Origin of the sequence: Qipengyuania algicola (assembly GCF_042492175.1) — a bacterium.
Lineage (GTDB): Bacteria > Pseudomonadota > Alphaproteobacteria > Sphingomonadales > Sphingomonadaceae > CAJXSN01.
Genome location: NZ_CP170453.1, coordinates 1,207,950 through 1,231,528, shown reverse-complemented (window position 1 = coordinate 1,231,528; position 23,579 = coordinate 1,207,950). Strand labels below are relative to the sequence as shown.

23 protein-coding genes and 1 tRNA gene are annotated in these 23,579 nt (G+C 63.2%); 21 read left to right on the top strand and 3 right to left on the bottom strand.

All coding sequences use genetic code 11. The features are described from left to right. Positions 1-3: 3 nt before the first annotated feature. The 3 genes from ACFCW2_RS05920 to ACFCW2_RS05910 all read right to left on the bottom strand — a co-directional run bounded on the left by ACFCW2_RS05920 (position 4) and on the right by ACFCW2_RS05910 (position 2,299). The gene (locus ACFCW2_RS05920; protein ID WP_379548703.1) at positions 4-1,575 is read right to left on the bottom strand and encodes a PH domain-containing protein; all 1,572 of its coding nucleotides are present in this window, start codon (positions 1,573-1,575) and stop codon (positions 4-6) included. Further along, on the bottom strand, positions 1,572-2,072 hold the full coding sequence (locus tag ACFCW2_RS05915; RefSeq protein WP_379548702.1) for a PH domain-containing protein: 501 nt from the start codon (positions 2,070-2,072) through the stop codon (positions 1,572-1,574). Before ACFCW2_RS05915 ends, ACFCW2_RS05920 begins: the two co-directional genes overlap by 4 nt. Before the next feature lie 152 nt (positions 2,073-2,224). Beyond that, positions 2,225-2,299, bottom strand: a tRNA-Thr gene (locus tag ACFCW2_RS05910). A gap of 101 nt (positions 2,300-2,400) precedes the next feature. Between ACFCW2_RS05910 and ACFCW2_RS05905 the strand changes: the two genes are divergently transcribed. The 21 genes from ACFCW2_RS05905 (at position 2,401) to ACFCW2_RS05805 (ending at position 23,555) form a co-directional block, all read left to right on the top strand. Beyond that, on the top strand, positions 2,401-2,550 hold the full coding sequence (locus ACFCW2_RS05905) for a hypothetical protein (RefSeq protein ID WP_379548701.1): 150 nt from the start codon (positions 2,401-2,403) through the stop codon (positions 2,548-2,550). Between the two features lie 80 nt (positions 2,551-2,630). Beyond that, the gene (gene gpmA, locus ACFCW2_RS05900; RefSeq protein ID WP_379548700.1) at positions 2,631-3,332 is read left to right on the top strand and encodes a 2,3-diphosphoglycerate-dependent phosphoglycerate mutase; all 702 of its coding nucleotides are present in this window, start codon (positions 2,631-2,633) and stop codon (positions 3,330-3,332) included. A 25-nt stretch (positions 3,333-3,357) separates the two neighbouring features. Next, complete coding sequence (purE, locus tag ACFCW2_RS05895; protein WP_379548699.1) at positions 3,358-3,849, top strand: 5-(carboxyamino)imidazole ribonucleotide mutase; 492 nt, start codon at positions 3,358-3,360, stop codon at positions 3,847-3,849. After that, a complete protein-coding gene (locus tag ACFCW2_RS05890) occupies positions 3,849-4,904 on the top strand; it encodes a 5-(carboxyamino)imidazole ribonucleotide synthase (RefSeq protein WP_379548698.1) in 1,056 nt (351 codons plus the stop codon). Before purE ends, ACFCW2_RS05890 begins: the two co-directional genes overlap by 1 nt. A gap of 16 nt (positions 4,905-4,920) precedes the next feature. Beyond that, positions 4,921-5,430 carry a dihydrofolate reductase gene (locus ACFCW2_RS05885; RefSeq protein WP_379548697.1) on the top strand — a complete coding sequence of 170 codons (510 nt, stop codon included), beginning with the start codon at positions 4,921-4,923 and terminating at the stop codon, positions 5,428-5,430. Beyond that, positions 5,427-6,353, top strand: a complete 927-nt coding sequence (locus ACFCW2_RS05880) for a bifunctional riboflavin kinase/FAD synthetase (RefSeq protein WP_379548696.1) — start codon at positions 5,427-5,429, stop codon at positions 6,351-6,353. The genes ACFCW2_RS05885 and ACFCW2_RS05880 overlap by 4 nt, the downstream gene beginning before the upstream one ends. After that, positions 6,350-7,243: a hypothetical protein gene (locus ACFCW2_RS05875; protein WP_379548695.1), complete on the top strand. Its 894-nt coding sequence runs from the start codon at positions 6,350-6,352 to the stop codon at positions 7,241-7,243. The genes ACFCW2_RS05880 and ACFCW2_RS05875 overlap by 4 nt, the downstream gene beginning before the upstream one ends. A 116-nt stretch (positions 7,244-7,359) precedes the next feature. Next, entirely contained in the window at positions 7,360-8,364 is a 1,005-nt protein-coding gene (pseB, locus tag ACFCW2_RS05870) for a UDP-N-acetylglucosamine 4,6-dehydratase (inverting) (RefSeq protein WP_379548694.1), read from the top strand. 30 nt (positions 8,365-8,394) lie between these two features. Next, positions 8,395-9,552, top strand: a complete 1,158-nt coding sequence (gene pseC / locus ACFCW2_RS05865; RefSeq protein WP_379548693.1) for a UDP-4-amino-4,6-dideoxy-N-acetyl-beta-L-altrosamine transaminase — start codon at positions 8,395-8,397, stop codon at positions 9,550-9,552. 7 nt (positions 9,553-9,559) lie between these two features. Continuing rightward, positions 9,560-10,267, top strand: coding sequence for a pseudaminic acid cytidylyltransferase (gene pseF, locus ACFCW2_RS05860; protein ID WP_379548692.1), 708 nt, complete (start codon positions 9,560-9,562; stop codon positions 10,265-10,267). Beyond that, complete coding sequence (pseG, locus tag ACFCW2_RS05855) at positions 10,264-11,748, top strand: UDP-2,4-diacetamido-2,4,6-trideoxy-beta-L-altropyranose hydrolase (protein WP_379548691.1); 1,485 nt, start codon at positions 10,264-10,266, stop codon at positions 11,746-11,748. Before pseF ends, pseG begins: the two co-directional genes overlap by 4 nt. Before the next feature lie 13 nt (positions 11,749-11,761). Beyond that, a complete protein-coding gene (pseI, locus tag ACFCW2_RS05850) occupies positions 11,762-12,820 on the top strand; it encodes a pseudaminic acid synthase (protein WP_379548690.1) in 1,059 nt (352 codons plus the stop codon). Between the two features lie 33 nt (positions 12,821-12,853). Further along, positions 12,854-14,317: an O-antigen ligase family protein gene (locus tag ACFCW2_RS05845; RefSeq protein WP_379548689.1), complete on the top strand. Its 1,464-nt coding sequence runs from the start codon at positions 12,854-12,856 to the stop codon at positions 14,315-14,317. 136 nt (positions 14,318-14,453) lie between these two features. Further along, positions 14,454-15,176 (top strand): polysaccharide biosynthesis/export family protein, encoded by a 723-nt coding sequence (locus ACFCW2_RS05840; protein WP_379548688.1) that lies wholly within the window; start codon positions 14,454-14,456, stop codon positions 15,174-15,176. Positions 15,177-15,191: 15 nt separating this feature from the next. Then, positions 15,192-17,423 carry a GumC family protein gene (locus tag ACFCW2_RS05835; RefSeq protein ID WP_379548687.1) on the top strand — a complete coding sequence of 744 codons (2,232 nt, stop codon included), beginning with the start codon at positions 15,192-15,194 and terminating at the stop codon, positions 17,421-17,423. A gap of 22 nt (positions 17,424-17,445) precedes the next feature. Continuing rightward, positions 17,446-18,645, top strand: a complete 1,200-nt coding sequence (locus ACFCW2_RS05830) for a hypothetical protein (RefSeq protein ID WP_379548686.1) — start codon at positions 17,446-17,448, stop codon at positions 18,643-18,645. 32 nt (positions 18,646-18,677) lie between these two features. Further along, complete coding sequence (locus ACFCW2_RS05825) at positions 18,678-19,826, top strand: NAD-dependent epimerase/dehydratase family protein (protein WP_379548685.1); 1,149 nt, start codon at positions 18,678-18,680, stop codon at positions 19,824-19,826. 9 nt (positions 19,827-19,835) lie between these two features. Then, positions 19,836-20,816, top strand: coding sequence for a Gfo/Idh/MocA family oxidoreductase (locus tag ACFCW2_RS05820; RefSeq protein ID WP_379548684.1), 981 nt, complete (start codon positions 19,836-19,838; stop codon positions 20,814-20,816). Between the two features lie 81 nt (positions 20,817-20,897). Continuing rightward, entirely contained in the window at positions 20,898-22,175 is a 1,278-nt protein-coding gene (locus ACFCW2_RS05815; protein ID WP_379548683.1) for a DegT/DnrJ/EryC1/StrS family aminotransferase, read from the top strand. Then, positions 22,172-22,696 carry a GNAT family N-acetyltransferase gene (locus ACFCW2_RS05810; RefSeq protein ID WP_379548682.1) on the top strand — a complete coding sequence of 175 codons (525 nt, stop codon included), beginning with the start codon at positions 22,172-22,174 and terminating at the stop codon, positions 22,694-22,696. Before ACFCW2_RS05815 ends, ACFCW2_RS05810 begins: the two co-directional genes overlap by 4 nt. Further along, positions 22,677-23,555 (top strand): hypothetical protein, encoded by an 879-nt coding sequence (locus tag ACFCW2_RS05805; protein WP_379548681.1) that lies wholly within the window; start codon positions 22,677-22,679, stop codon positions 23,553-23,555. The genes ACFCW2_RS05810 and ACFCW2_RS05805 overlap by 20 nt, the downstream gene beginning before the upstream one ends. Positions 23,556-23,579 lie beyond the last annotated feature (24 nt).

Here is a 23,579-nt window from a genome sequence, read left to right as displayed (position 1 = left end):
CGCTTACGTAAGCTCGGAGAAATCGCTGGTCGCAATGCTGCGCAGGATCGCCTCGCGCCATTTGCGCGCGCGCTCCAGCGGAATACCATCTATCGCCAGCTTGCCGCCCGCCAACCCCAGATGCAGCGTCGCAAAGCCGTAGCGCCGGGCAATCGGCCCCTGTGCGATCTCCACCGATTGCAGCTTCACGCGCCGGCCGATGCTGAGCGTCGGGGCGAGCCAGCCGGTCCGGATATAGAGCTGGCTCTTGCCAAGCGCGTGCCGTTCGTAGCGCCATAGAAAAATCTGCCAACTCGCCGCAGCAATCCCGAAGGCAACCGGGATCAGCCCAGCCAGTTTCTGCCATGGAAATAGATCGAGATCGAACACCACCAACCCGATTTCGATGGCAATGCCGATCAGCACCAGAATGCCGCCTTCGATAACAGCGCTGGCAATCCGGTGCGCCTTGGCAGCGCGCCGCCACTGCAGGTCATCAGGCGGAGGTGTAAAGCCAGCAGCCTCGGCAATGGGCACCAGCTCGGCATCGCGGGCAAACGGCGCGACCACGTGATTCGCCGCTCCGCTATCCTGCGCCAGACTGACAAATTTCAGCCCGCGCCAACCGAATCGGCGACGCACAATGCCGGTGGTAAAGCGCAGCGCCTGCACGCGGTGGGCGGGCATCACCACATCGGTGCGGGTGAACAGGCCCCGGCGGCGGCGGAACCCCTTGGCGGTGCGGTCCAGCCGAAAATCCCAATCGCGCAAGAATGTGCGTACCAGTCCGGTAATGACACCCGCGACCGACACCGTGGCGAGGAGCGCCAGGACCCCGATTATCTGCAGCACAGGCCCCGCCGCAGCCAATTGCTGACCCGGCCCGGCAAAGGTCTGCATCCAGAAATCGGCATCCCAAAGCTCGAAGGGCAACAGAAAATCGAGCTGCTGCACCGCTGCTGCCAGCACAGCGACCAGCGCCAATGAAAATTCGAACAGCCCGAAAGTGAAGAGGCGTTTGGGTCCCATGGCGAACAAGGGCGCGCTGGTTTCCTCCGCTTCAACGGGTGCTGATTCGCTCCCGGCTACCGAAACTTCCACGCCGTCGCGCCGCTCGCGGACCAGTTCGCGCAACGCAGCACCCTGAGCCTGCGACAAATAGGCCAGCGCCAGCTCGTCCTTGCCGCCCGCGCCGGTCTCGAAGCGCACTTCGACTAGCCCCAGCAGGCGGGCGACAAATTTCTGCTCTAGGCTTACGTCCTGAATGCGCTCGTAAGGAACCGAACGGGCGCTGCGCGACAGAATGCCGCTCTCCACGCGGATGTCGGCTGCTCCGACACGGTACGTAAACCGCCGCCATTGCACCCATGCGATCCCCAGATTGAGCGCGATGCCCGCTGCGATCAGCAAGAGGATCAGTGTGATGCCGCCGAACCCCTCCAGCCCTGATTCGCGAGTTATGCTAAAGAAAGCAAAGGCAAGCGGGATGGCCAGCTGCGGCAGCAACATCAGCGCCTTGACCGCGAAGGATAACGGGTCAGTCCGTTGCGGCTCGCCTTCGCCGGGCGCGGAATGTTCCAAAACGGCCTCGCTCACAGGCTCTCACGCTTGATATGGGCGCGGATCGTCTCGCGCATGGCCAGCGCGTCGTCGTGGTTCAGGCCGGGCAGGTGCACCGAAGCATTATGGCTGCCGGCCGTATGCAGCGTCAGGGTGGCGAGATCGTAATACCGCTCCAGCGGACCGCGATCGACATCGATATGCTGGACGCGTCCGAATGGGACGACGGTATCGGAGCGGAACAGCAGCCCGCGCACGACCCGCAACCGGTCATCGCTCATGGCAAATCCGCGCGCGGTGAAGCGGCGATGGGGCAGGCGCAGCACCAGAACAATCGCAATGCCGAGCGCGACCAGAAAGATGGCGCCGGGAAAAAGCGGCAGTGCCCAATCTGCAATACCCGCCGCTACCAGAGCCGGAATCGCAAAGCCCACACCCTGCACCCGCATCGCTTTCTCATGATTGGGATGCAGCCGGGTCAGCGCATCATCCTGCGCTTCAGGGGCGGGCGTGTCGATTTCCTGTTCGCTCATGCCACCGGCATGAATCCCCGCGCGTTTCTTTTCAAGCAGGCATTCGATGAATGTCCTTCTTGGGCTGTCGGGAATGGTTGGAAAAATGGTGCCCCGTTCAGGCCGAAGGCCGAACATCCAAGGGACGTGCCGACATTTGACCGAAGGGAAAATGGTGCCACGAGAGAGAATTGAACTCTCGGCCTCACCCTTACCAAGGGTGCGCTCTACCACTGAGCTACCGCGGCTCCGGAAGTGCCCGTTGAAAGGCAGGCGCGCCCTTTGCCTGATGCGCGCCTCAAGTCAAGCAATGCTTGAGCGAGACGGCCGCAATTGGCAAGACCTCCATATGAGCGACAACCTATCCCGTGAAGCCGGCACCCGAGAAGAGCGCATGGCCGCCAAGCTGCGCGAGAACCTGCGCCGCCGCAAAGCGCAGGCCCGCGAAATGGGGCAAAGCGACACCGCCAGCAAGATGGCCGACAAGAGTGGCCAATAAGAAGCCGTCTGCCCCCCTTCCCAATGAAGATGGCGCAGGCTAACGCAGCGCGCTCTTGATGACCAATGGAGCCCAAGTCTGTGTCCAGCCCCACTTCGAAACTGATTCTTGTCCGTCACGGGCAAAGCGAGTGGAACCTCGCCAACCGGTTCACCGGCTGGTGGGATGTCGGCCTGACCGATCAGGGCGTGGCCGAAGCGCGCGAGGCGGGGAAGCTGCTCAGCCAGCATGCCGATATGCTGCCGGTGCGCGCATTCACATCTTTCCAGAGCCGCGCGATCCGCACGCTGCACCTGGCGCTTGAAGAATGCGACCGGCTGTGGATCCCTGAAACCAAGGACTGGCGGCTGAACGAGCGGCACTATGGCGGGCTGACTGGGCTCAACAAGCAGGAAACGCGCGACAAGCACGGTGACGAGCAGGTGCATATCTGGCGGCGGAGCTATGACGTCCCGCCTCCCGCGCTGGAGGCAGGCAGCGAGTTCGATCTGTCATCCGACCCGCGCTACGCCGGAGTAGACGTGCCGGCCTCCGAAAGCCTAAAACTGACCATCGAGCGGGTGCTGCCCTATTATGAGAGCGCAATTGTTCCGGTGCTGAAAGAAGGCGGTCCGGTGATTGTCTCCGCCCATGGCAATTCCCTGCGCGCGCTGGTTAAGCATCTGTCGGGCATTTCGGATGATGAAATCACCGGCCTCGAAATTCCCACCGGTCAGCCCATCGTTTACGAATTCGATGATAGCATGACGCCGGGCATGCGCTATTACCTGAAAGACCGGTAAGCGCGCTGGTGGGGGAGACGCACGGATGACCGACACGCCGGATGTGATGATCGTGATGGGCAGCCAGTCCGACTGGCCGACCATGCAATGCGCCGCCAAGGTTCTGGAAGAACTGGAAGTGCGTCACGAGGCGCGCATCGTCTCCGCCCACCGGACGCCCGACCGGATGGTGGAGTTTGCTCGCGGTGCCGCCAGCGAAGGCGTGAAAGTGATTATCGCGGGCGCAGGCGGCGCAGCCCATTTGCCCGGCATGATCGCCGCGATGACGCATCTGCCGGTGCTGGGCGTGCCGGTTCAGTCCAAGGCGCTGTCGGGCATGGATAGCCTGCTCTCCATCGTCCAGATGCCCGCCGGTGTGCCTACCGGAACGCTGGCCATCGGCGAAGCGGGCGCGACCAATGCGGGCCTGCTCGCGGCGAGCATTCTTTGCCTGTCCGACCAGAATCTGGCCGAGCGGCTGAAAACGTGGCGCGCCAATCGCAGCGATGCCGTCGCCGACCGGCCTACGAACCCCTAATGCTGAAACCCGGCTCCACCATAGGCATCTTGGGCGGCGGCCAATTGGGCCGGATGCTGGCCATTGCAGCCGCGCAAATGGGCTACCGCTGCATCGCCTACAGCCCTGAAAAGGAAATCGTCGCAGGCGATGTGTGCGCCGATGTGTTTCGCAACAAATGGGACGATGCGCAGGCAATGGCCGCTTTCGGGCAGGCCTGCGATGTGGTGACGTGGGAATTCGAGAATGTCCCCGTCGCCCCGCTTGCCGCTCTGGGCGAGAAGCTGGTGCCGAATGCCCGCGCGCTGGAAACGGCGCAGGACCGGCTGAACGAGAAGCGTTTTGTCGAAGGGCTGGGCGGGCAGCCCGCGCCCTATGCCACCGTTGATAGCCGCAGCGATCTGATCGAAGCCATCGACCGGATCGGCGCGCCGGGCATCCTCAAGACCCGCGGCGAAGGCTATGACGGCAAGGGCCAGTGGCGGATCCAGTCGGCCCATGATGCAGAAGGCGTCTCGATCCCTAGCACGCCGGCAATCTACGAAGGCTTCGTGACGTTCGAGGCGGAGTTTTCCGTTATTCTGGCGCGCGGGGCGGACGGCGAAATGGTGTTCTGGGACAGCACGCATAATATCCACGAGGGAGGTATGCTGGCGACATCCACTCTGCCCGCGCCCGATAGCGTGACCATGCAGGTGGAAAAAGCGCGCAATCTTGCTCGCCAGGTGGCCGATGCACTGAACTATGTCGGCGTGCTGACACTGGAGTTCTTCGCGACCTCCAGCGGGCCGGTGTTCAACGAAATGGCCCCGAGGGTCCACAATTCGGGCCACTGGACCATCGAAGGCGCGGCCACGAGCCAGTTCACCAACCATATCCGGGCGATCTGCGGCCTGCCGCTGGGCGACACCCGCACGATTGCGCCCGGCATGGTCATGCGCAACATCGTCGGGAAAGATGCAAATACCCCGCACGAGACACTATCCGACCCGGCCACTCAATTGCACCTATACGGCAAAGCCCGCGCGCTCGATGGGCGCAAGATGGGCCACACCACCACATTGAAGTTCGATTGATGGGGATGCTCGACTGATGGGCGAGATTTTCCTGATCTACGCCCGTGCTGCCAATGGCACCATCGGCAAGGATGGCCAGCTGCCCTGGCATATCCCCGCAGACCTCAAGCGCTTCAAGGCTCTGACGATGGACAAGCCCATGATCATGGGCCGCAAAACCTTTGAGAGCCTTCCGGGCATTCTGCCAGGCCGCAAACACATCGTGCTGACGCGGCGTGACAGTTTCGAGGCAGAGGGTGCGCAGATCGTCGGCTCCGTGGCGGAAGCGCTGGCCGCCGCGCGTGAGGACGATCCCGATACCGACATCGCGATTGTCGGCGGCGCTGCAGTCTATGATGTGTTCCGCCCCCTGGCAGACCGCGTTGAACTCACCGCGATCCACGCCGATTTCTCGGGCGACACGTTTATGAAACCGCTGGGCGCAGGATGGGAACTGCAATCGCAGGAAGACCATCCGGCCGAGGGTGAGCGTCCGGCATTTTCCTTCATGACCTATCGCTGTCCGGCTCGGGACGAGAGCGAATGAGGTGGCTCGATCACCGTGAACCCGCGCCTGCGCCCTTGCGCGGGGCGATCATTGCGCTGGGCAATTTCGACGGGTTTCACCGGGGCCACCAGGCGGTGGCTGGCGAAGCGATCCGCTGGGCACGCGAGGAAGGCCGCCCTGCCATTGTCGCAACATTCGACCCGCATCCGGTGCGCCATTTCCGGCCCGACACGCCGCCTTTCCGCCTGACCACGCTCGAGCAACGGCAGGAGCTGTATATTGCCGCCGGCGCCGCAGCGATGCTGGTGTTCCATTTCGATGCCGATCTGGCCGGAACCGAGGCAAGCGATTTCATCAGCGACATTCTGGTCGACCGGCTGGGCGCGCATGGCATCGTGACAGGCGAGGATTTCACCTTCGGCAAAGGCGCGAAGGGCAATGTCGATCTGCTGTCCGGCTATGGCGCGATGGTCGGCCTGTCGCACCGCGCTGTCGCGCCGGTTGCTGACGGGGATGCGCCAGTCTCTTCCAGCCGGGTCCGCGAGGCCTTGCGTCAGGGCGACTGCGCCACGGCAACCGAACTTCTCACCCGCCCCTTCGCCATTCGCGGCATCGTGCAGCATGGCGACAAGAGAGGCCGCGAAATCGGCTACCCGACAGCCAATCTCGACATCGAGAGCTATCTGCGCCCGCGTTACGGCATCTACGCGGTCACCGGCAAAATCCTCTCCACCGGAGAGGTGCTGAAAGGCGCAGCCAATATTGGCGTGCGCCCCCAATTCGAACCGCCCAAGGAGTTGCTGGAGCCGCATTTCTTCGATTTTTCCGGCGATCTCTACGGGCAGGAAATCGAGGTGGCCTTCCACCACTTCCTGCGCGGCGAGGCAAAATTCGATTCGCTGGATGATCTGGTCGCACAGATGGAGCGCGATTGTGAACGGGCGCGCGAGTTACTGGCATGAAGCGTTGGCTGCTTCGCATCGGCGCGATCCTCGCGGTCGCCATCCTCGGCCTGACGGTGCTCAACGCGCAGTGGCTCGCGCCCGAGCCAAAGGGCGGCGTGAAGCTGGTGACGGCTGCAGGGCTGGGTCCAGCCAGCGGTTGCGGGGGGTCCGCGCCCTATCACGGGTTCGCCCCCAACAGTCTCGCAAGCATCCTCAGGGCCGACAAGCTGGGCGCGGCCATGGTCGAGGTGCGTGTGGGGCAGGGCGCAGACGGAGCGGTCCTGCTTCCCGTGGGCCCCGCCTGCGGGGATGCCGAACCGGCCAGTCTGGCCGACCTGTTGCCTCAACTGACCCGTCATGCGCGGCTGATGTTCAATCTGACGTCGGCCGATGCGCGCCTGACTGAAGGTGTGCTGGACAGTCTGGCCGAAGCAGGCCGCGATCCCGCCCAGGAACGGGACGGATTTCTCGGCAGCCCCGAAGCCTTGGCCGTCATCCGCGCCCGCCATCCCGATGTCTGGGCGTGGAACCCAGACGAAGCGGAGGCCTGCAGCCGCGACTATATCCTGATCGGCTGGACCGGCTTTCTACCTGGCAGCTGCAAGGGCAAAACTATGCTGGTCCGGCTGGATAACCAGATTGTGTATTGGGGCTGGCCCAACCGCCTGCTCGCACGCATGGAAGCGGAGGGCGGCAACGTGGTCATCTCGGCACCCGGTGCCGACCCCCTGTCGGGCATCGATTTGCCGGAGCAGATTGGCGAAGTGCCCTCGACCTTCAACGGCTATTTGTGGGTCGATGACGCCTTTGCCATTCTGCCTGCGCTCTATCCCCGCTTCGACACGCGGCGGCAGGCAGAGATCGATGCGACCGCGCGTGCGCTTTCCGAGAGACGGTCGCAGCGCTAGGGCTGAGCTTGCAAAATCGCGCAGCTTAGGCTCTAGGGCGCGCCATGAAATACGCGGGGCGCAAGGCCGCGCGGCAACGCTCTTCATCCTTTCCTCCCACGGTTCGCACCCCTATCATGCTCGAAAACAAATCCATCTTCATCACCGGCGGCACCGGCTCGTTCGGCAAAGCCTTTGTCCGCACTGTGCTGGAGCGGTATCCCGGCATCAAACGGCTGGTGATTTTCAGCCGCGACGAGCTCAAGCAGTTCGAGATGCAGCAGGAATTTCCCCAGTCGAAATATCCCGGCCTGCGTTATTTCCTCGGCGATGTGCGCGACGAGGCCCGCCTGCGCCGCGCGTTGGAAGGGATCGATATCGTGATCCACGCCGCTGCGCTGAAACAGGTGCCAGCAGCGGAGTATAATCCGTTCGAATGCATCAAGACCAATATTCTCGGCGCACAGAACCTGATCGAAGCGTGTCTGGATTCGGACGTAGAGCGGCTGGTTGCCCTGTCGACGGACAAGGCCGCCGCGCCGATCAACCTGTATGGTGCGACCAAGCTGGCATCGGACAAGCTGTTCGTTGCCGCGAACACCATTCAGGGCGACCGGGGCATTCGTTTCTCGGTCGTGCGATACGGCAATGTCATGGGCAGCCGCGGATCGGTGATCCCGTTCTTCCTCGACAAGAAATCCACCGGCACTCTGCCGATCACCGACGAGCGGATGACGCGCTTCAATATCTCGCTGCAAGACGGGGTGGAAATGGTGCTGTGGAGCCTGGAAAATGCCGAGGGCGGCGAAATTCTGGTCCCCAAAATCCCCAGCTACCGCATCACCGATGTCGCCGAGGCCATCGGGCCGGATTGCAAGCATCCGGTGGTCGGCGTGCGCCCCGGCGAGAAAATCCACGAGGAAATGATCACCGCGTCGGATAGCTTCAACACGGTCGATCTGGGCAAATTCTACGCCATCCTGCCAGTGCAGATGGACATCGACGCCTATAACGAACGCAATGGCGGCACGCGGGTCGAGCCGGGCTTCGCTTACAACAGCGGCGACAACGAGGATTTCCTGACGGTCGAGCAATTGCGCGATCTGATCGACGAGCATGTGGTCGGCAATTCCGTCGACTGACAGCGGCGCTTTGCGCTAGGACCCGAAGCCATGGCGTTCATACCCTATAGCAAACAGGCGATTACCCAGGCCGATATCGACGCGGTGACGGATGTCCTGCGCTCCGATTTCGTGACGCAGGGCCCGGCCATCACCGATTTCGAGACGGCATTCGCCAAGCGGCACGGGGCCGAGCATGCCATCGCCCTGTCCAACGCCACGGCCGCGCTGCATATCGCCTGCCTCGCCATGGGCGTCGGCCCCGGCAGCCGTGTCTGGACCAGCCCCAACAGCTTCGCCGCCAGCGCCAATTGCGCGCTCTATTGCGGCGCGAGCGTGGATTTCGTCGATATCGAGCCGGCGACCCGCAATATGTCGACCAGCGAGCTGGAGGCCAAGCTCCAAAGGGCGCAGGCCGAGGGCGCGTTGCCCGATGTGGTGATTCCGGTCGATTTCTCCGGCTTGCCCTGCGATCTGGCGGACATCCGCGCTCTGGCCGATCGATACGGCTTCAAAATACTTGAAGATGCCAGCCACGCCACCGGCGCATCCTATCAGGGTGAACCTGTGGGCAGTGGGCAAGCCCACGCCACCGTATTCAGCTTCCACGCGGTGAAGATCGTCACCACTGCCGAGGGCGGGATGGTCACGACCAACGATCCCGAATTGGCCAAAAACATCGCACTGCTGCGCAGCCACGGCATTTCCCGCGATCCCGATCAGCTGGAGCGGGAAAGCGAAGGCGGCTGGTATTACGAGCAGATCGATCTGGGCTACAATTTCCGCATCACCGATGTGCAGGCGGCGCTGGGCCTCTCGCAGCTCAAGCGCATCGACACGATGCAGGCGGAGCGCATTGCGCGGGCGGACCGGTATGACAAAATACTGGCCGAATTGCCGCTGAAACTGCCCGTGCGGATCGCCGACCGGGTGAGCGCGTGGCACCTTTATGTGATCGAGCTGGCAGACAGCGCCCGGTGCGACCGCGCGGCCCTGTTTGCTGCGCTACGCGAGGCGGAGATCGGGGCAAATATGCACTACATCCCGATCCACACGCACCCCTATTACGAGCGGCTCGGCTTCAAGCGCGGAGATTTTCCCGCATCGGTCGAATATTACGAGCATGCAGTCACCATCCCGCTTTTCCCGGCCATGACCGACGCCGAACAGGACCGCGTGGCCGAGGTCATTCGCGGCGCAGTGCTGTGAGGGCATCATGAACATCGCGGTTATCCCCGCACGCGGCGGTTCCAAGCGCATCCCGCGCAAGAACATCAAGCCCTTCGCGGGCAAGCCGATGATCGCTTACGCGATAGAAGCGGCGCGCAGCAGCGGGGTGTGCGACACGGTGGTCGTCTCGACCGACGACGATGAGATCGCCCGGATTGCGAGAGGATACGGGGCCGAGCTGCCCTTCACCCGCCCGCCGGAACTGGCCGACGATCACACGCCCACAGTGCCGGTGATCGCGCATGCAATCGAAACGCTGCGCGGGCTGGGGTGGGAGCTGGACAAAGTCGCCTGTATCTATCCCGGTGTACCGCTGATCGATGCAGGCGATATTGCGGGTGCTCTGGACGTTCTAGAAGCGGGCGGAGGCGCCGGATACGCCTTTCCGGTTGCCGAATTTCCCAGTGCGATCCAGCGGGCGCTGCGGCGCGAGGACACTGGCCGGTCTGCGCCGTACCAGCCGGAACACGCGCTCACCCGGACGCAGGATCTGGAACCGGCTTTCTACGATGCAGGCCAGTTCTACTGGGCGCACGCCGACACATGGTTGGCCGGCGGGACGATCCATCTCGACGCGCACACCGTGGTGCTGCCGGAATGGCGGGTGGTCGATATCGACACGCCGGAAGATTGGGACCGGGCAGAGCTGGCTTTCGACGCCCTGCGCCAGCGCGGTGCCGACGCGAGCCGATGAAGGTCCTGCTGCGGGTCGATGCATCGCCCGACATGGGCGGCGGCCACGCACGGCGCTGCCGCGCATTGGCGGACGGGTTGGCCAGTCTGGGCGCGGAATGCCGCTATGCCGTGCGCGATCTCGGGCTGGATTATTCAGCGCTAGGCATCACGGACGAACAGATCGTTCTGCTGCCCCAAATCACCGATCAGACATCCGACGCAGCCGCGACCGTTCGGGAAGCTGCAGCGCAGGATTTCGCCCCCGACCTCGTGATTGTCGACCACTACGGCCTGAGCGTAGATTGGCACGATGCCGTGCGCGCGGCAACCGGAGCACGGATTGCGGTGATCGACGATCTGGCCGACCGGCCCATCAGCGCCGACTGGCTGATCGACCACAATTGGCACGCCGACCATGCGGAGAAATATGCTTCAGTCCTGAGGGGCGACGATTCCAGCCTCCTGACAGGGCCGCGGCACGCCCTGCTCGATCCCAATTTCGCCGACGCCCCGCTGGCGCCCGTCGCTGACAAAGTGACAAGCATCGGAGTTTTCATGGGCGCATCCGATGCAGCTGGCGCTACGGCGAGGGTATTAGAGGCAATTTCACTATCCGGCTTCGAAGGCACGGTCGAAGTGGTCGCAACCTCGGCCAATCCGCACCTTGCAGCCTTGCGCACAGCGATTCAGGAGCAGCCCAGCTGGACGCTCAGCGTCGATCTGCCCGACCTCGCCGCGTTCATGGCGCGGCATGGTCTGCAAATCGGCGCAGGTGGCGGCGCGACGTGGGAGCGATGCGCGGCAGCCGCGCCGACCATCGCGGCAATCACCGCCGACAATCAGCGTGCCTCACTGCCAGCTCTCGCGGAAAAAGATGTGCTGCATCTTCACGGTGCCAGCCCGATCGATCCTGTGAAACTAGCTGCCGAAATCAGCGATCTGCTGAATAACGCCCCCCGACGCGCCAGCTATGCCGACGCCTCCCGCAAGCTGGTCGACGGTCGCGGAGCCTTGCGGGTTGCGGCAGCGCTCACACCGCTCGATCTGCGGACCGCCCGGGCCGAGGACGCAACGCAGGCCCATGGCTGGCGCAATGCCCCCGAAACGCGGGCGCTCTCGACCGACCCCTCGGAAATCGAATGGGCATCGCATAAGCACTGGTGGGCCGCCGCTGTGGCCGATCCCGACCGCAATTTGCTGGTCGTCAGTCTGGGCTCACGCGAAGTCGGTATCCTTCGTTTCGACGTTGCTAAAGATGGTGCAGCCATCGTCTCAATCTACTTCGATCCCGCTGCCACCGGGCTTGGACTAGGCACCCGCGCATTGGAGGCCGGACGGCTCTGGCTGATCGAAAACGAGCCGCGCGCCAAGCGCTTGCTGGCCCAGATCGACGACCGCAACGCGCCCTCGCAAGCGATCTTCAATCGCGCAGGCTTTGCGCCCATCGGCTCGCTGCTCTATGAGCGCCCCGTTGAAGACCAAACGGGCGCAATCGCATGAAAACTCTGGGCCAATGACCGCTGCTTCCATCTCTATCGCCGGTCGCGAAATCGGCCCCGGCGCGCGTCCCTACATCATCGCCGAGATGAGCGGGAACCATAACAACTCGCTCGACCGGGCGATGGAGATCGTCACGTCTGCGGCGGAAAACGGCGCAGATGCGGTCAAGCTGCAGACCTACACCGCCGACACGATGACGCTGGATTACGACGGCCCTGGCTTCGTGATCGAGGACGAGAAGAGCCTGTGGGCGGGCCGTCAGCTCTATGATCTGTATGACGAGGCGCACACCCCGTGGGACTGGCACGGGCCGCTGATGGAGCACGCCCGCTCGCTGGGCATCCATTGCTTCAGCTCGCCCTTCGATGCGAGCGCGGTGGACTTTCTGGAGACGCTCAACGTTCCGGCTTACAAGATCGCCAGCTTCGAAATGACCGACCTGCCGCTGATCCGCAAAGTTGCGCGCACCGGCAAGCCGATGATTATTTCCACCGGGATGGCGACGCTGGAGGAGATCGGCGAGGCGATTGCCGCGGCCAAAGAGGAAGGCAACGATCAGCTGGTCGTGCTGAAATGCACCAGCACCTATCCCGCCACTCCCGACAACACCAATATCCGCACCATCCCCAATCTGGCCGAGGCGACTGGGTGTCTGATCGGGCTCTCGGACCACACGATGGGCGTGGGTGTGCCTGCCGCTGCCGTAACGCTGGGCGCTGTGCTCGTGGAAAAGCATTTCACTCTTGCACGGGCCGATGGCGGCGTGGACAGCGCATTCTCGCTGGAACCGGCCGAGCTGCAATCCCTGCGCGATGAAACAGAGCGCGCGTGGCAGTCGCTCGGCAAAGTCAGTTATGGCGGATCGAAGGCCGAGGAGGCCAGCAAGGCATTTCGCCGTTCGCTCTATATCGCGCAGGACATGAAGGCGGGGGACACTCTGACCGAGGAGAACCTGCGGGCGATCCGCCCCGGCTACGGCATGCCGCCAAAATTCTTCGATCTCCTGATCGGCAAACGGGTCAACCGCGATGTCACTCGCGGCACGCCCATGCAGTGGGATCTGCTTGGCTAACCGGCCTCGCAGGGTAATGTCGCAAAGATCACAATGGCTTCTCGCAACCTTCCTGTTCTGACCACCCAGACGGCAATCGCACGGCGGCGCTTCTTGGTGCTCGCGGCGTTTCTGGTTGCCGTATTCCTTCTCGGCGGAGCATCGCGCGAGGACGAGATTCACCTGATCCTGCTGCGCCCGCTTGCTGTCCTCGCTGGAGCGTATGCGCTGTCGGTCGCGCGGATCGAGCAATTGCGCGAGTTTGCCGTGCCGCTGGGGCTTCTGGCCCTGCTCGCGCTGTGGATGGGGCTTCAGCTGGTGCCGATCCCGTTCGACTGGTGGGCTGCTCTGCCCGGGCGCGAACCCTATGCTCGCCTGCAAGAACTGGCCGGAATAGAACCGTTTGCGCGTCCCATGACCCTGTCGGTCGAGGGGACTTTGAATGCGCTGTTCTCGCTGACCATCCCGGCTGCCGTCCTGCTGCTGATCGCGGTGCAGGACAATCGCAACCGCGCGCGCACAATGCTGCTGGTGGGCGCATTGTCGCTGCTGAGCATTCTCTATGGTTTCGTGCAATATGCCCTGCCGTCCGGCGACAGTCTGCACCTCTACCGCATCAGCAGCGGCGGTTTTCCCGTGGGCCTGTTTGCCAATCGCAACCACAATGCGGTGATGGGCGGCATGATGCTGCTGGGGTTGGCGTGGTATTTCGGGACACTGACCCGCCGCAGCCCGTGGCTGGCTCTGAAACTTGCCGTAATCGCCGGATTTACGGTCATCCTGTTCCTGCACGGTTTCATTGCCGCCTCGCGTGCGGGCCTTGTCATCACCGGCGTATCGGTGATCGCGTCCTTCCTCTTCGTGAAGGATTCCGCTTTGCTACGCGGAGAAGGCAGCAGCCGGTCCAAGTCCAAATCGAAATCAGGCGGCGCGCAATTGGGCACACAGTGGCGCAAATATCTTGTGCCTGCAGGCTATGTTGCCGGGCTGGTGCTGATTCTGGGCGTGATTTTCGCCACCCAGCAGACTCAGGCCCTCGACCGGCTGATCGAAGGCGATCCATTGCAGGAAAACCGCGGCCGCGTGCTGCCGGTCCTGATCGAAATGGCCCGCGCCATGCTGCCGTGGGGTTCCGGTTTCGGGAGCTTTGAATTCGCATTCCGTGCTTACGAGCCGGTCGAGATGCTCCAGCCCAAATATTTCAACGAGGCGCATAACGATCTCCTGCAATGGGTCATCGAAGGAGGCATCCCGGCGGTGCTGATCGCCGGTGCATTGGCGGTGTGGATGATCGTGCGCGGGCTGGCGGCATTCCGGACCAGCACGAACCCTTACCCCCAAGCCGGGGGATCGCTCGGCTTCCGGATGTCGGATGCCGCGACCAAGCGCCTCGCGGTCCTTTTCGTCATGCAACTCGTGCTGGCCAGCGCGGTCGACTATCCGCTGCGGACGCCGATCATGATGGCGCTGTTGGCGGTAATTGTCGCCGTTTTCGCATCCGGCGAGAAGAGGTCCTAGCAACGCATCGCGCGAACACGGGGCAAACACTGGCCTCTCGCGCGTTGCCATAAACGCCGCCGCCCATTAAGGACGAAGTCTTAGGTCCGGCTCCCTTGCATGCAAGGGGCCGTCTTTCGGTATTCGGGTCGCTTTTATGAGTTTGCTTTTTCTCTTCCGCCGTATTGCGGTTCTGATGGGTGTCGCAGCCCTCGCTGCTTGTGCGGGAGACAAGACTGTCGGCAGCAGCCCGAACGTCACATCCGTGGTCGGCGATGCCCTACCCATGCCGAAGAGCAGCGATCTGGTCGCCGCCAGCCGCCCCTATCTTGTCGGTCCGTTCGACAAATTGCGGATCGAGGTGTTCGGGGTCGAGGACTTGCAGCGCGATGTCCAGATCGATGCCAGCGGGCAATTGTCCTTCCCGCTGATCGGCACGGTCGAGGCAGCAGGCCTGACGCCCAATCAGCTGGCCGCACTTGTCGACAGCCGGCTGCGTGGGCGCTTCGTGCGTGACCCGCAGGTGACCGTCAATCTGGTCGAGACAATCAGCCAGACCGTCACCGTGGACGGACAAGTCAACGAGCCGGGTATCTATCCGGTGGTCGGGCGCTTCACCCTGATGCGCGCCATTGCGACCGCTTCAGGCACGAGCGAATATGCCAAGCTGGATGACGTGATCATCTTCCGCGATGTCGACGGGCGGACCTATGCGGGATTGTACAATCTGGGGGCCATCCGCCGGGGCAATTACGAAGATCCCGAAGTGTTCGCCAACGACATCGTGATTGTCGGCGATTCGCCCCAGCGGCGGATGTTCGAAGATGTGCTTGCCGCGTCGCCGCTGCTTACCACCCCGCTCATTATCCTGTTCCGCTGATCGAGACCTGAGGCGATGGCCACGACCTATCCTAATCCGCCTGCGGGCCAGCCCGATCCTTACCAAGGCCCCTATGGCAGCGGTGCGCCTGTAAAGGGCGACTACGGTTATGCCGGAGACGGTTTCGGCACGATCGATCTCGAAGCGTTGTGGCGGATGGTCGCCCGCCGCTGGAAGATGATCGCGGCGATCATCATCGCCTGCCTGCTCGCCGGAGTGGTGATCAGTCTGCTGATGACCCGCGAATACACCGCCGAATCGCGCATCGAGATCAGCCGGAAGACCGACAATATCTCCAACGTCGAGGGTGTGGAGACCGAGGATTATTCCCAAAGCATCGAATTCTATGAAACGCAGTATGCGCTGCTGGAATCCGATTCCTTAGCCGAACGGGTGGCGCGCAGCCTGAACCTGTCGGGCGATCCGCGTTTCTACGAAATGTTCGGCGCCCAGATCGCGGGCGCTAGCGGCGCGGGTGGCAATGCCGCTGCTGCAGAACGCCGTGCCCGCGTGGCGCAGGCCGGACGCATTCTGCTCGACAATATCTCGATCGAGCCGGTGCGCGGGTCGAGCCTTGTGGACGTCAAATTCACCAGCCCCGACGCGGCCTATTCGGCCAATATCGCCAATGCCTGGGTCGAGCAGTTCACCGCCGCGACACTGGATCGCCGCTTCGATTCCACCGCCGAGGCACGCCAGTTCCTCGAAGGGCGTCTGGCAGAATTGCGCGAAAGGCTCGAAGAATCCGAGCGCAATCTGGTGACTTACGCGACCGACAAATCCATCGTGGCGCTGGGCGGGACCGGAGAGGAGGCAGGCACAAGGCGCACGCTGGTCGATGCCGATCTGCAGGCGCTTAACGACGCTTTGGCAGAGGCCACGGCCGACCGCATCCGCGCGCAGAGCGTGGCCGGGCAGGCGGGCAACGCCAATGAGGCCGACGTCACCAATGCCACCTTGTCGCAGCTTCGCGCCCGCCGGGCCGATGCAGCATCGGAGCGCGCCGCGCTGCTCGCCCGGTTCGAACCTGCCTATCCTGCGGTCGAAGCATTGACTTCTCAAGTGGCAGCTTTGGACGCCGCGATTGCCGCCGAGGCGGGCCGGGTGCGACAGTCCAGCAACACATCCTATCAGGAAGCGCTCCAGCGCGAGCGCGAATTGCAGGCGCGGGTCAATCAGCTGAAGGGAGACTTCACGACCCAGCAGGCGGATTCGATCCAGTACAACATCTTCCAGCGCGAAGTGGACACCAACCGCGAGCTGTATGATTCGCTGCTCCAGCGCTACAAGGAGATCGGCGTTGCCAGCGTCGGCAGCAACAATATCGCGATTGTCGACCGGGCCAGCGTCCCGACCTCGCCTTCTAGCCCCAGCATTCCGATCAATCTGGCGCTTGCCCTGATTGCCGGTCTGGCGCTGTCTTCCGCCTATGTCTTCATCAGCAACCAGCTGGACCAGACGGTCACCTCGTCGGACGATGTGACGGACGGCCTTGGCATTCCGTTCCTCGGCGCGGTCCCGCAATTCGCCGAGGGCGATATTCTCGATCAGCTGCGCGACCGGAAATCGGCTCCGTTCGAAGCGTATCTGTCGGTCATGACCAGCCTGTCCTTCGCCACCGAGCATGGATTGCCGAAATCATTCCTGACGATCAGCACCCGCCCCAACGAAGGCAAGACGACCACCGCCGTCGCGCTCGCCCGGATCATGGCGACCACCGGCAAGCGCGTGCTGCTGATCGATTCCGACATGCGCAACCCGTCGATCCACGGCGTGTTCGATATGGATAACGAGCGCGGCCTGTCGACCTATCTGACGGGCGAGAACGATCTGGCGAAACTTATCCGCCAGAGCGACAATCCCAACCTCTCCGTGATGTCTGCCGGCCAGCGGCCACCCAACGCGGCAGAGCTGCTCAGCGGTGACCGGATGGCCGATCTGGTCAGCGCCATGACCGCGCAGTTCGATCACGTCGTCGTCGATTCGCCGCCTGTTCTGGGTCTGGCAGACGTGCCGCTGCTCGCCTCCGCGGTCGAAGGCATTGTCTATATGGTCGAAGCGCGCGGCGTGCGTATCCGCGAGATCAAATCCGCGCTCGACCGCATCAGCCTACCGGGCACCGCGATATTCGGCGGCATCGTTACCAAGCTGGACAAGGCCGACGCGGCCTACGGCTATGGCTACGGATACGGTTATGGCTATGGATATGGCAAAGACGGCCAGCGCGGCGCCGACGCGGTAGCCTGATCCGGCGCGAAAGGGGTCTGCTTTGCGCAAACTGATTGTCTGGCTGCTGGCATTGCCACTGGCGGCGCTCGCGATGAGCGCGGCGATTGGTGGCGCCACGAAACTGCGCAATCCGTCAGTCGCCGAGCAAATGTGGCCGACCCCCGGCCTGACCTTCCAGAAGCAGGCGGAGACATCCTTTGCCTCGCGCATCGGCGACGAGTTGACCCAGATCGACAGCGCTTACCGCCCGGAAGATGGCGTCCTCGCGCGGCAGGCCTTCGCAAAGGAGCCGTCCGCCTATTACGCCCTGAGCCTGTTGGCGCTCGACGCCTCAGCCACTGGTGATGCGAACCGTGCGCGGGATATGTTCGCCATTCTGAGCGAGCTCGACAAGCGCCAGACGCTCGCCAATCTCTGGCAGCTGTTCGATTACGGCAACAGGGAACAGCTGGGGCCGATGATGCGCTCCGCCGACCAGCTATTCCGCAGCAATGTGCAGGCGCGCGACCGGATCATGCCGGGCCTGGCCGATGCGACCGCAATCGAGGGCGCTGTCCCTGCGATCGAGGCCGAGCTGGCCGACAATCCGCCTTGGGCGTGGCAATATTGGTGGTCGCTCGTCCGCAAACCGGCGGCCTTCGACAATGGCGCGGAGTTGCGGGCGCGCGCGCACCGGCTTGGGCTAGAGACGCCGCCCGGATTTGACCGCGCTTTCCTGTTTGCGCTGGCAGAGGCGGGCAAGCTGGATGCGGCGCAATCGCTGGCAGCGGAGCTGGGCGACACTGAGCCTCTGCGCCTGACCAGCGGCGGAACGCTGACTTTCGACTTCACCGAGTCAGGCGGCCTGCCACCATTTGCGTGGGATGTCGTCAGCGAAGGCGAATATGGCGGCTATTACGATCCGCAACTGGGCGAGCTGGGGATCAGCGCCATGGCCCGCACTGGCGGCACCGTGGCACAGCGCCTGATCGCCGTGGCGCCGGGCACATATTTGATGACAGTACAGGCCCGACTGATGAACACGGCCGAAGCACCTGCCAGTGTCACCATGCGCTGCGCCAACCGTGCGAGAACCCAATTTGCCGGCGTCGAGCTGACCGAGCGCAACTCGTCCGGGCGCTTCACCGTCCCTTCCGACAATTGCGCCTTTGGCTGGATCGAAGTGCAGGCCGAATCGGTCGACGACGCGGAAGGCTATGACATTGCGGTCGAAACGATCCGCATAGCTCCCGCCAGCTAATCCCAATCCATCCAAACCGGGCACTACCCACAATGCATATTCTCATCACCGGCGGCCTTGGCTTTATCGGTCGCGCGATTTCCCGCCGCCTGCTGGCGGAGGGCGGCCACCACCTGACCATCGTCGATATGCTCAGCCCACAGGTTCATGCCGAGGGCGAGACCTATCCCGACATCACCGGCCACGACGCGGTCACCTTCGTGCAGGCCGACATTGCCGAACCGGGCGTGCTACGCGCCGCGCTGGCCGAAAAGGCCGATGCAGTGATCCATCTCGCCGCCGAGACTGGCACCGGCCAGTCCATGTACGAGATCGAGCGGTATTACCGCACCAATGTCACCGGCACCGCAATCCTGCTGGAAGAAATCGTCAAGACACCGGAACTGCGGCCCGAATGCCTTTTGCTGGCCTCGTCCCGCTCGATTTACGGAGAGGGCGCTTATGTGAAGGCAGGCGAAGAGGCCGACGCGCAGGCGCAGCGCTTCTATCCCGCCGCGCGAACGGTGGCCGATATGGACGCAGGCCGGTTCGACTTTGCAGCGCCCGACGGCACGCAGCTGGTGCCGGTCGCCACGCGTGAAAGCGACCCCGCCGATCCCCGCTCGCTCTATGCCGCATCCAAACTGGCGCAGGAGCAGATGTGCCGGATCGCCTGCGAAAGCGTGGGTATCCGGTTCCACGGTCTGCGCCTGCAGAATGTCTACGGGCCGGGCCAATCGCTGAAAAATCCCTACACCGGCATCCTGTCGATCTTCACCAATATCCTGCGGCAGGAAGGCCAGATCGACATTTTCGAAGATGGCGAGGAAAGCCGGGATTTCGTGTTTGTCGAAGATGTTGCACGAGCGTTCCAGACTGCTCTCACACTTGGCGAAGATGCCCCTGATGCGATGAATGTCGGTCTCGGGAAAGCCTACACGGTCAGCGAAATGGTCGCCCTGCTTGAGGCCAAGATGGGCCGCCCGAACAGCTCCAAAATTTCCGGCCGGTTCCGTCCTGGCGATATCCGGCACAATTATGCGGACGTTGCGCGGATGGAGCAGCATCTGGGCTTCACCCCTGAAGTCGACTTGCCCGAGGGCCTCTCGCGCACGGTCGACTGGGCGCTGGAACAACCGGTGGAAGAGGACCGGAGCGAAAAGGCCACGCAAGAATTGGCCGGATTCCTCAAACGCGGCTAGGCTGCCTGTATGAGCCAGACCACACCCATTCCATGCGCGATCCTGGGCGCAGGCCGGATCGGCTGGAGCTATGATGGCGGCGCGTGGGATGGCCAGCGCAGCGTCAGCCACGCTGCCTGTTATGACCGGCACCCCGCCACGCAGCTGGTCGCCGTGTACGAGCCTGACGCAGCAGCGCGCGCAGCCTTTTCAAGCGGCTATAGGGGGTCGGGCGAGCCAGTGGTCACCGGCGATCTGGAGGAAGTGCTCGCGCTTTCCCCGGAATGCGTGTCGGTGTGCTCGCCATCCGAGCATCACGCGGCGCATATTGAGCGGCTACTGGACACAGATGCACGATTCCTATGGGTGGAAAAGCCAGTGACGCTGGCGCTCGCCGACCATGAGGCGCTGCTGGAGAAGTGGCGCGGCCTGAGCAATCCGCCCCGCATCGGCGTCAATTATCTGCGCCGGGGGCTGCCACAATATGCCGCGTTGCAGGCTGCAGCGGCGGATCTGGCTCCGATAGCGCTGAATGCGACATACAGCCGGGGCCTTGCCGTCAATGGCGTGCATATACTCGACCAGATCGGCGCGGTTCTGGATGTCAGCGAGGCTCCGGAACTCGACTGGATCGAAGCGAGCGACCCGGACAATCCATCCTTCGGGTTCCGCATCGGGAGCACGCGCGTGACCATCACCGGCATGGACCTGCCCTATCATTGCATCGAGATTTCTGCAGTGTTTGCGGATCGCCGCCTATCGGTGGTGCGGGGCGGGCTGGGACTGCGCGAGGAATTGGCCGTGCCCAATCCCGATTACCCCGGCTTCCGCCATCTCGCCCCCGCCACGGCGCACCCCGATGCGCAGCTGCACTGTGAAGCCATGCTGGATGGAACCTACCGCAATCTGGAGGCGCTGCTGGACACAGACAGCCCCCTGCCCAGCACATTAGAAACCAGTCTGTTTGCCGCCAGCCTGATGGACAGGGTAACGCGAGCAACCCAGACCTGAACGGCAGGCCCAAACGGCAGACTTGAAGGCTGCCCCCTCGCGGCGCTAATGCCGCCGGCAATATCCGGATAAGGAACGACAATGACCCAGCCTCTCGCCCTCCACGGCGGAACACCGGTGATCGGCAGACCCTTGCAGCCGTTCAAAAGCATGGGGTCTGCCGAGGAAGAAGCCGCCGCGAGCGTGGTGCGCAGCGGTGTCCTGTCCGCCTATATCGGCGCGCCGGGCGATGGCTTTATGGGCGGCACTTACGTCCGCGCCTTCGAGAAGAAGGCCGCCGAGTATTTCGGCGTCAAACATGCGCTGGGCGTCAACAGCTGGACCAGCGGACTGATTGCCGAGGTGGGCGCGATTCGCGTGGAGCCAGGCGACGAGATCATCACCACGCCGTGGACCATGTCCGCCACGGCCATGGCGATCCTGCATTGGAACGCGATCCCGGTGTTCGCCGATATCGACCCGCGCACTTTCAACATCGACCCCGCCTGCGTGGAAGCGCTGATCACTCCGCGCACCAAGGCGATCATGCTGGTCGATATTTTCGGCCAGAGCGCCGATGTTGATGCGTTGAAGGCGATTGCCGACAAGCACGGGCTGAAACTGCTGGGCGATACGGCGCAGGCTCCGGGATCGAAGCGCGGCGACGGGCTGACCGGCACGCGGGCCGACATAGGCGGTTTCTCGCTCAATTATCACAAGCATATTCATTGCGGCGAAGGCGGCATTCTGGTCACCGATGACGACAAACTGGCGGAGAAGCTGGCATTGTTGCGCAATCACGCGGAATCGGTGGTGCAGCAGGACGATCCGGCCAGCCTTGCCAATATGATCGGCTACAATTTCCGCATGGGCGAGATCGAAGCGGCGATTGCCAGCTGCCAGCTCGACAAGCTGGAAGAGCGCATCGCCGATCGCCAGCGGGTGGCCGCGCAATTGAATGCCGGGCTATTGGGACTGGGAGGCCTCTCCACACCCTTCGTCGCCGATTACAGCACACATGTGTATTACGTGTACGGCCTAACGCTGGACGGCGCGGCGCGCGAAGTGGGCCGCGCGGCCCTTATCGAAGCGCTCAAGGCCGAAGGCGTGCCGGGGCTGATGCCGGGCTATGTCAACGTCCACCGTTTGCCGATTTTCACCAAACAGATCGCCTATGGCACGGGCGGGCATCCGTGGTCTCTGCGCGAGGACCGCAGTTTCGCCTATGGCACCAGCACCTGCCCGGTGGCCGAGCGGCTGCATGATGGCGATTTTCTAGGGCTGAACCTTTGCATGTTCCAGTTCCCCGAAGACGAAGTGCAGTTGGTGATCAACGCCTTCCAGAAGGTGTGGAGCCAGCTGGATAGTCTGCGCGGATGAGCAGTTTTCCGGGTCTTTCGGGCGAAAAAGTGACTTTGCGCGCCTTTACGCAGGCCGACATTACGCCCGCCTATCTCGCATGGCTGAATGACCCCGAAGTCACCCGGTTTTCCAGCCAGCGATTTCGCCAGCACACAGCCGAAAACTGCGAGCACTATCTCGCGAGCTTCACCGATACTCCGAACCTGTTCCTGTCGATCCACGATGCAGCCGATGATACGCCTATCGGTACCATGACCGCCTATCGCAATCCGCATCATGGGCTGGCCGATATCGGCATCATGGTGGGGGAGCGCACGCGCTGGGGCGGCGGATACGGGCAGGCGGCATGGGATCTGCTGTCGAAATGGTTGCTGGCCAACGGCACGCGCAAGCTGACCGGCGGTACGCTGGCGGGCAATCGCGGTATGGTGCGGATATTCGAACGCTCCGGCATGCATCTGGAGGCGACGCGCAAGGACCACGAGATCGTGGACGGCGCGCCGATGGACATTGTGCTCTATGCCCGCTTCGCCGCCTGAGGTTTCCCCCATCGACAACTTGCCTCGCCCGCTGGCGGTTGTGGCCCATGATGCGGGCGCAGCGAACATGATCGCCAGCTGGTGCGCCAGCGCAGGCTCTCCGCCGGACTTTGTGTGTGTCAGCGGCCCGGCAGCAGCCAATTGGAATGGGCGGTTCGGCGAGACATCGTCTTGCAGTCTCGAAGAAGCCATCGAGGGCGCGGCCTGTGTGCTCAGCGGCACAGGCTGGGCCAGCGATCTGGAGCACCGCGCCCGAATTCTCGCGCAGGGAAGCGCCCACAGCGTCGCCGTGATCGACCATTGGGTGAATTACGCCGCGCGGTTCGAACGGAAGGGCGAGACGGTATTACCCGACGTGGTTGTGGTGGGTGACGCCCTCGCACAGGATATCGCCCGAGGCACCTTCCCTGATCAGACGATGGCGCTGTGGCCCAATACCTACGTTGCAGAGCAGGCAGCAAAAGCGGGCGAGCCTCCCGCAAACGGCGACACCCTGTTTGTGTGCGAGCCTGCGCGCAGCGATTGGGGGCGAGGCAGACAGGGCGAGTTTCAGGCGCTTGACTGGTTCGCAGAGCATGGCGGTGCAGCTGCAGCCAACGTCCGGTTGCGCCCGCACCCGTCCGATCCCCCCGGCAAATACGCCGACTGGCTGACAGCTCGGCCCGGATGGACGCTCGACACTTCCGCCGACATCTCCGCCGCTTTGCAAGGCGCTGAGCATGTCGCCGGATTGCACTCAATGGCCATGGTGATTGCGCTGGAAGCCGGTCGAAACGTAACCTGCGCCATCCCGCCATGGGGCCCCGATTGCCTGCTGCCCCATCCCGGCATTGCGCGGTTGAATATTGCAGGCGCGTAACCCTCGGCCTATCGGCTTGAGCCA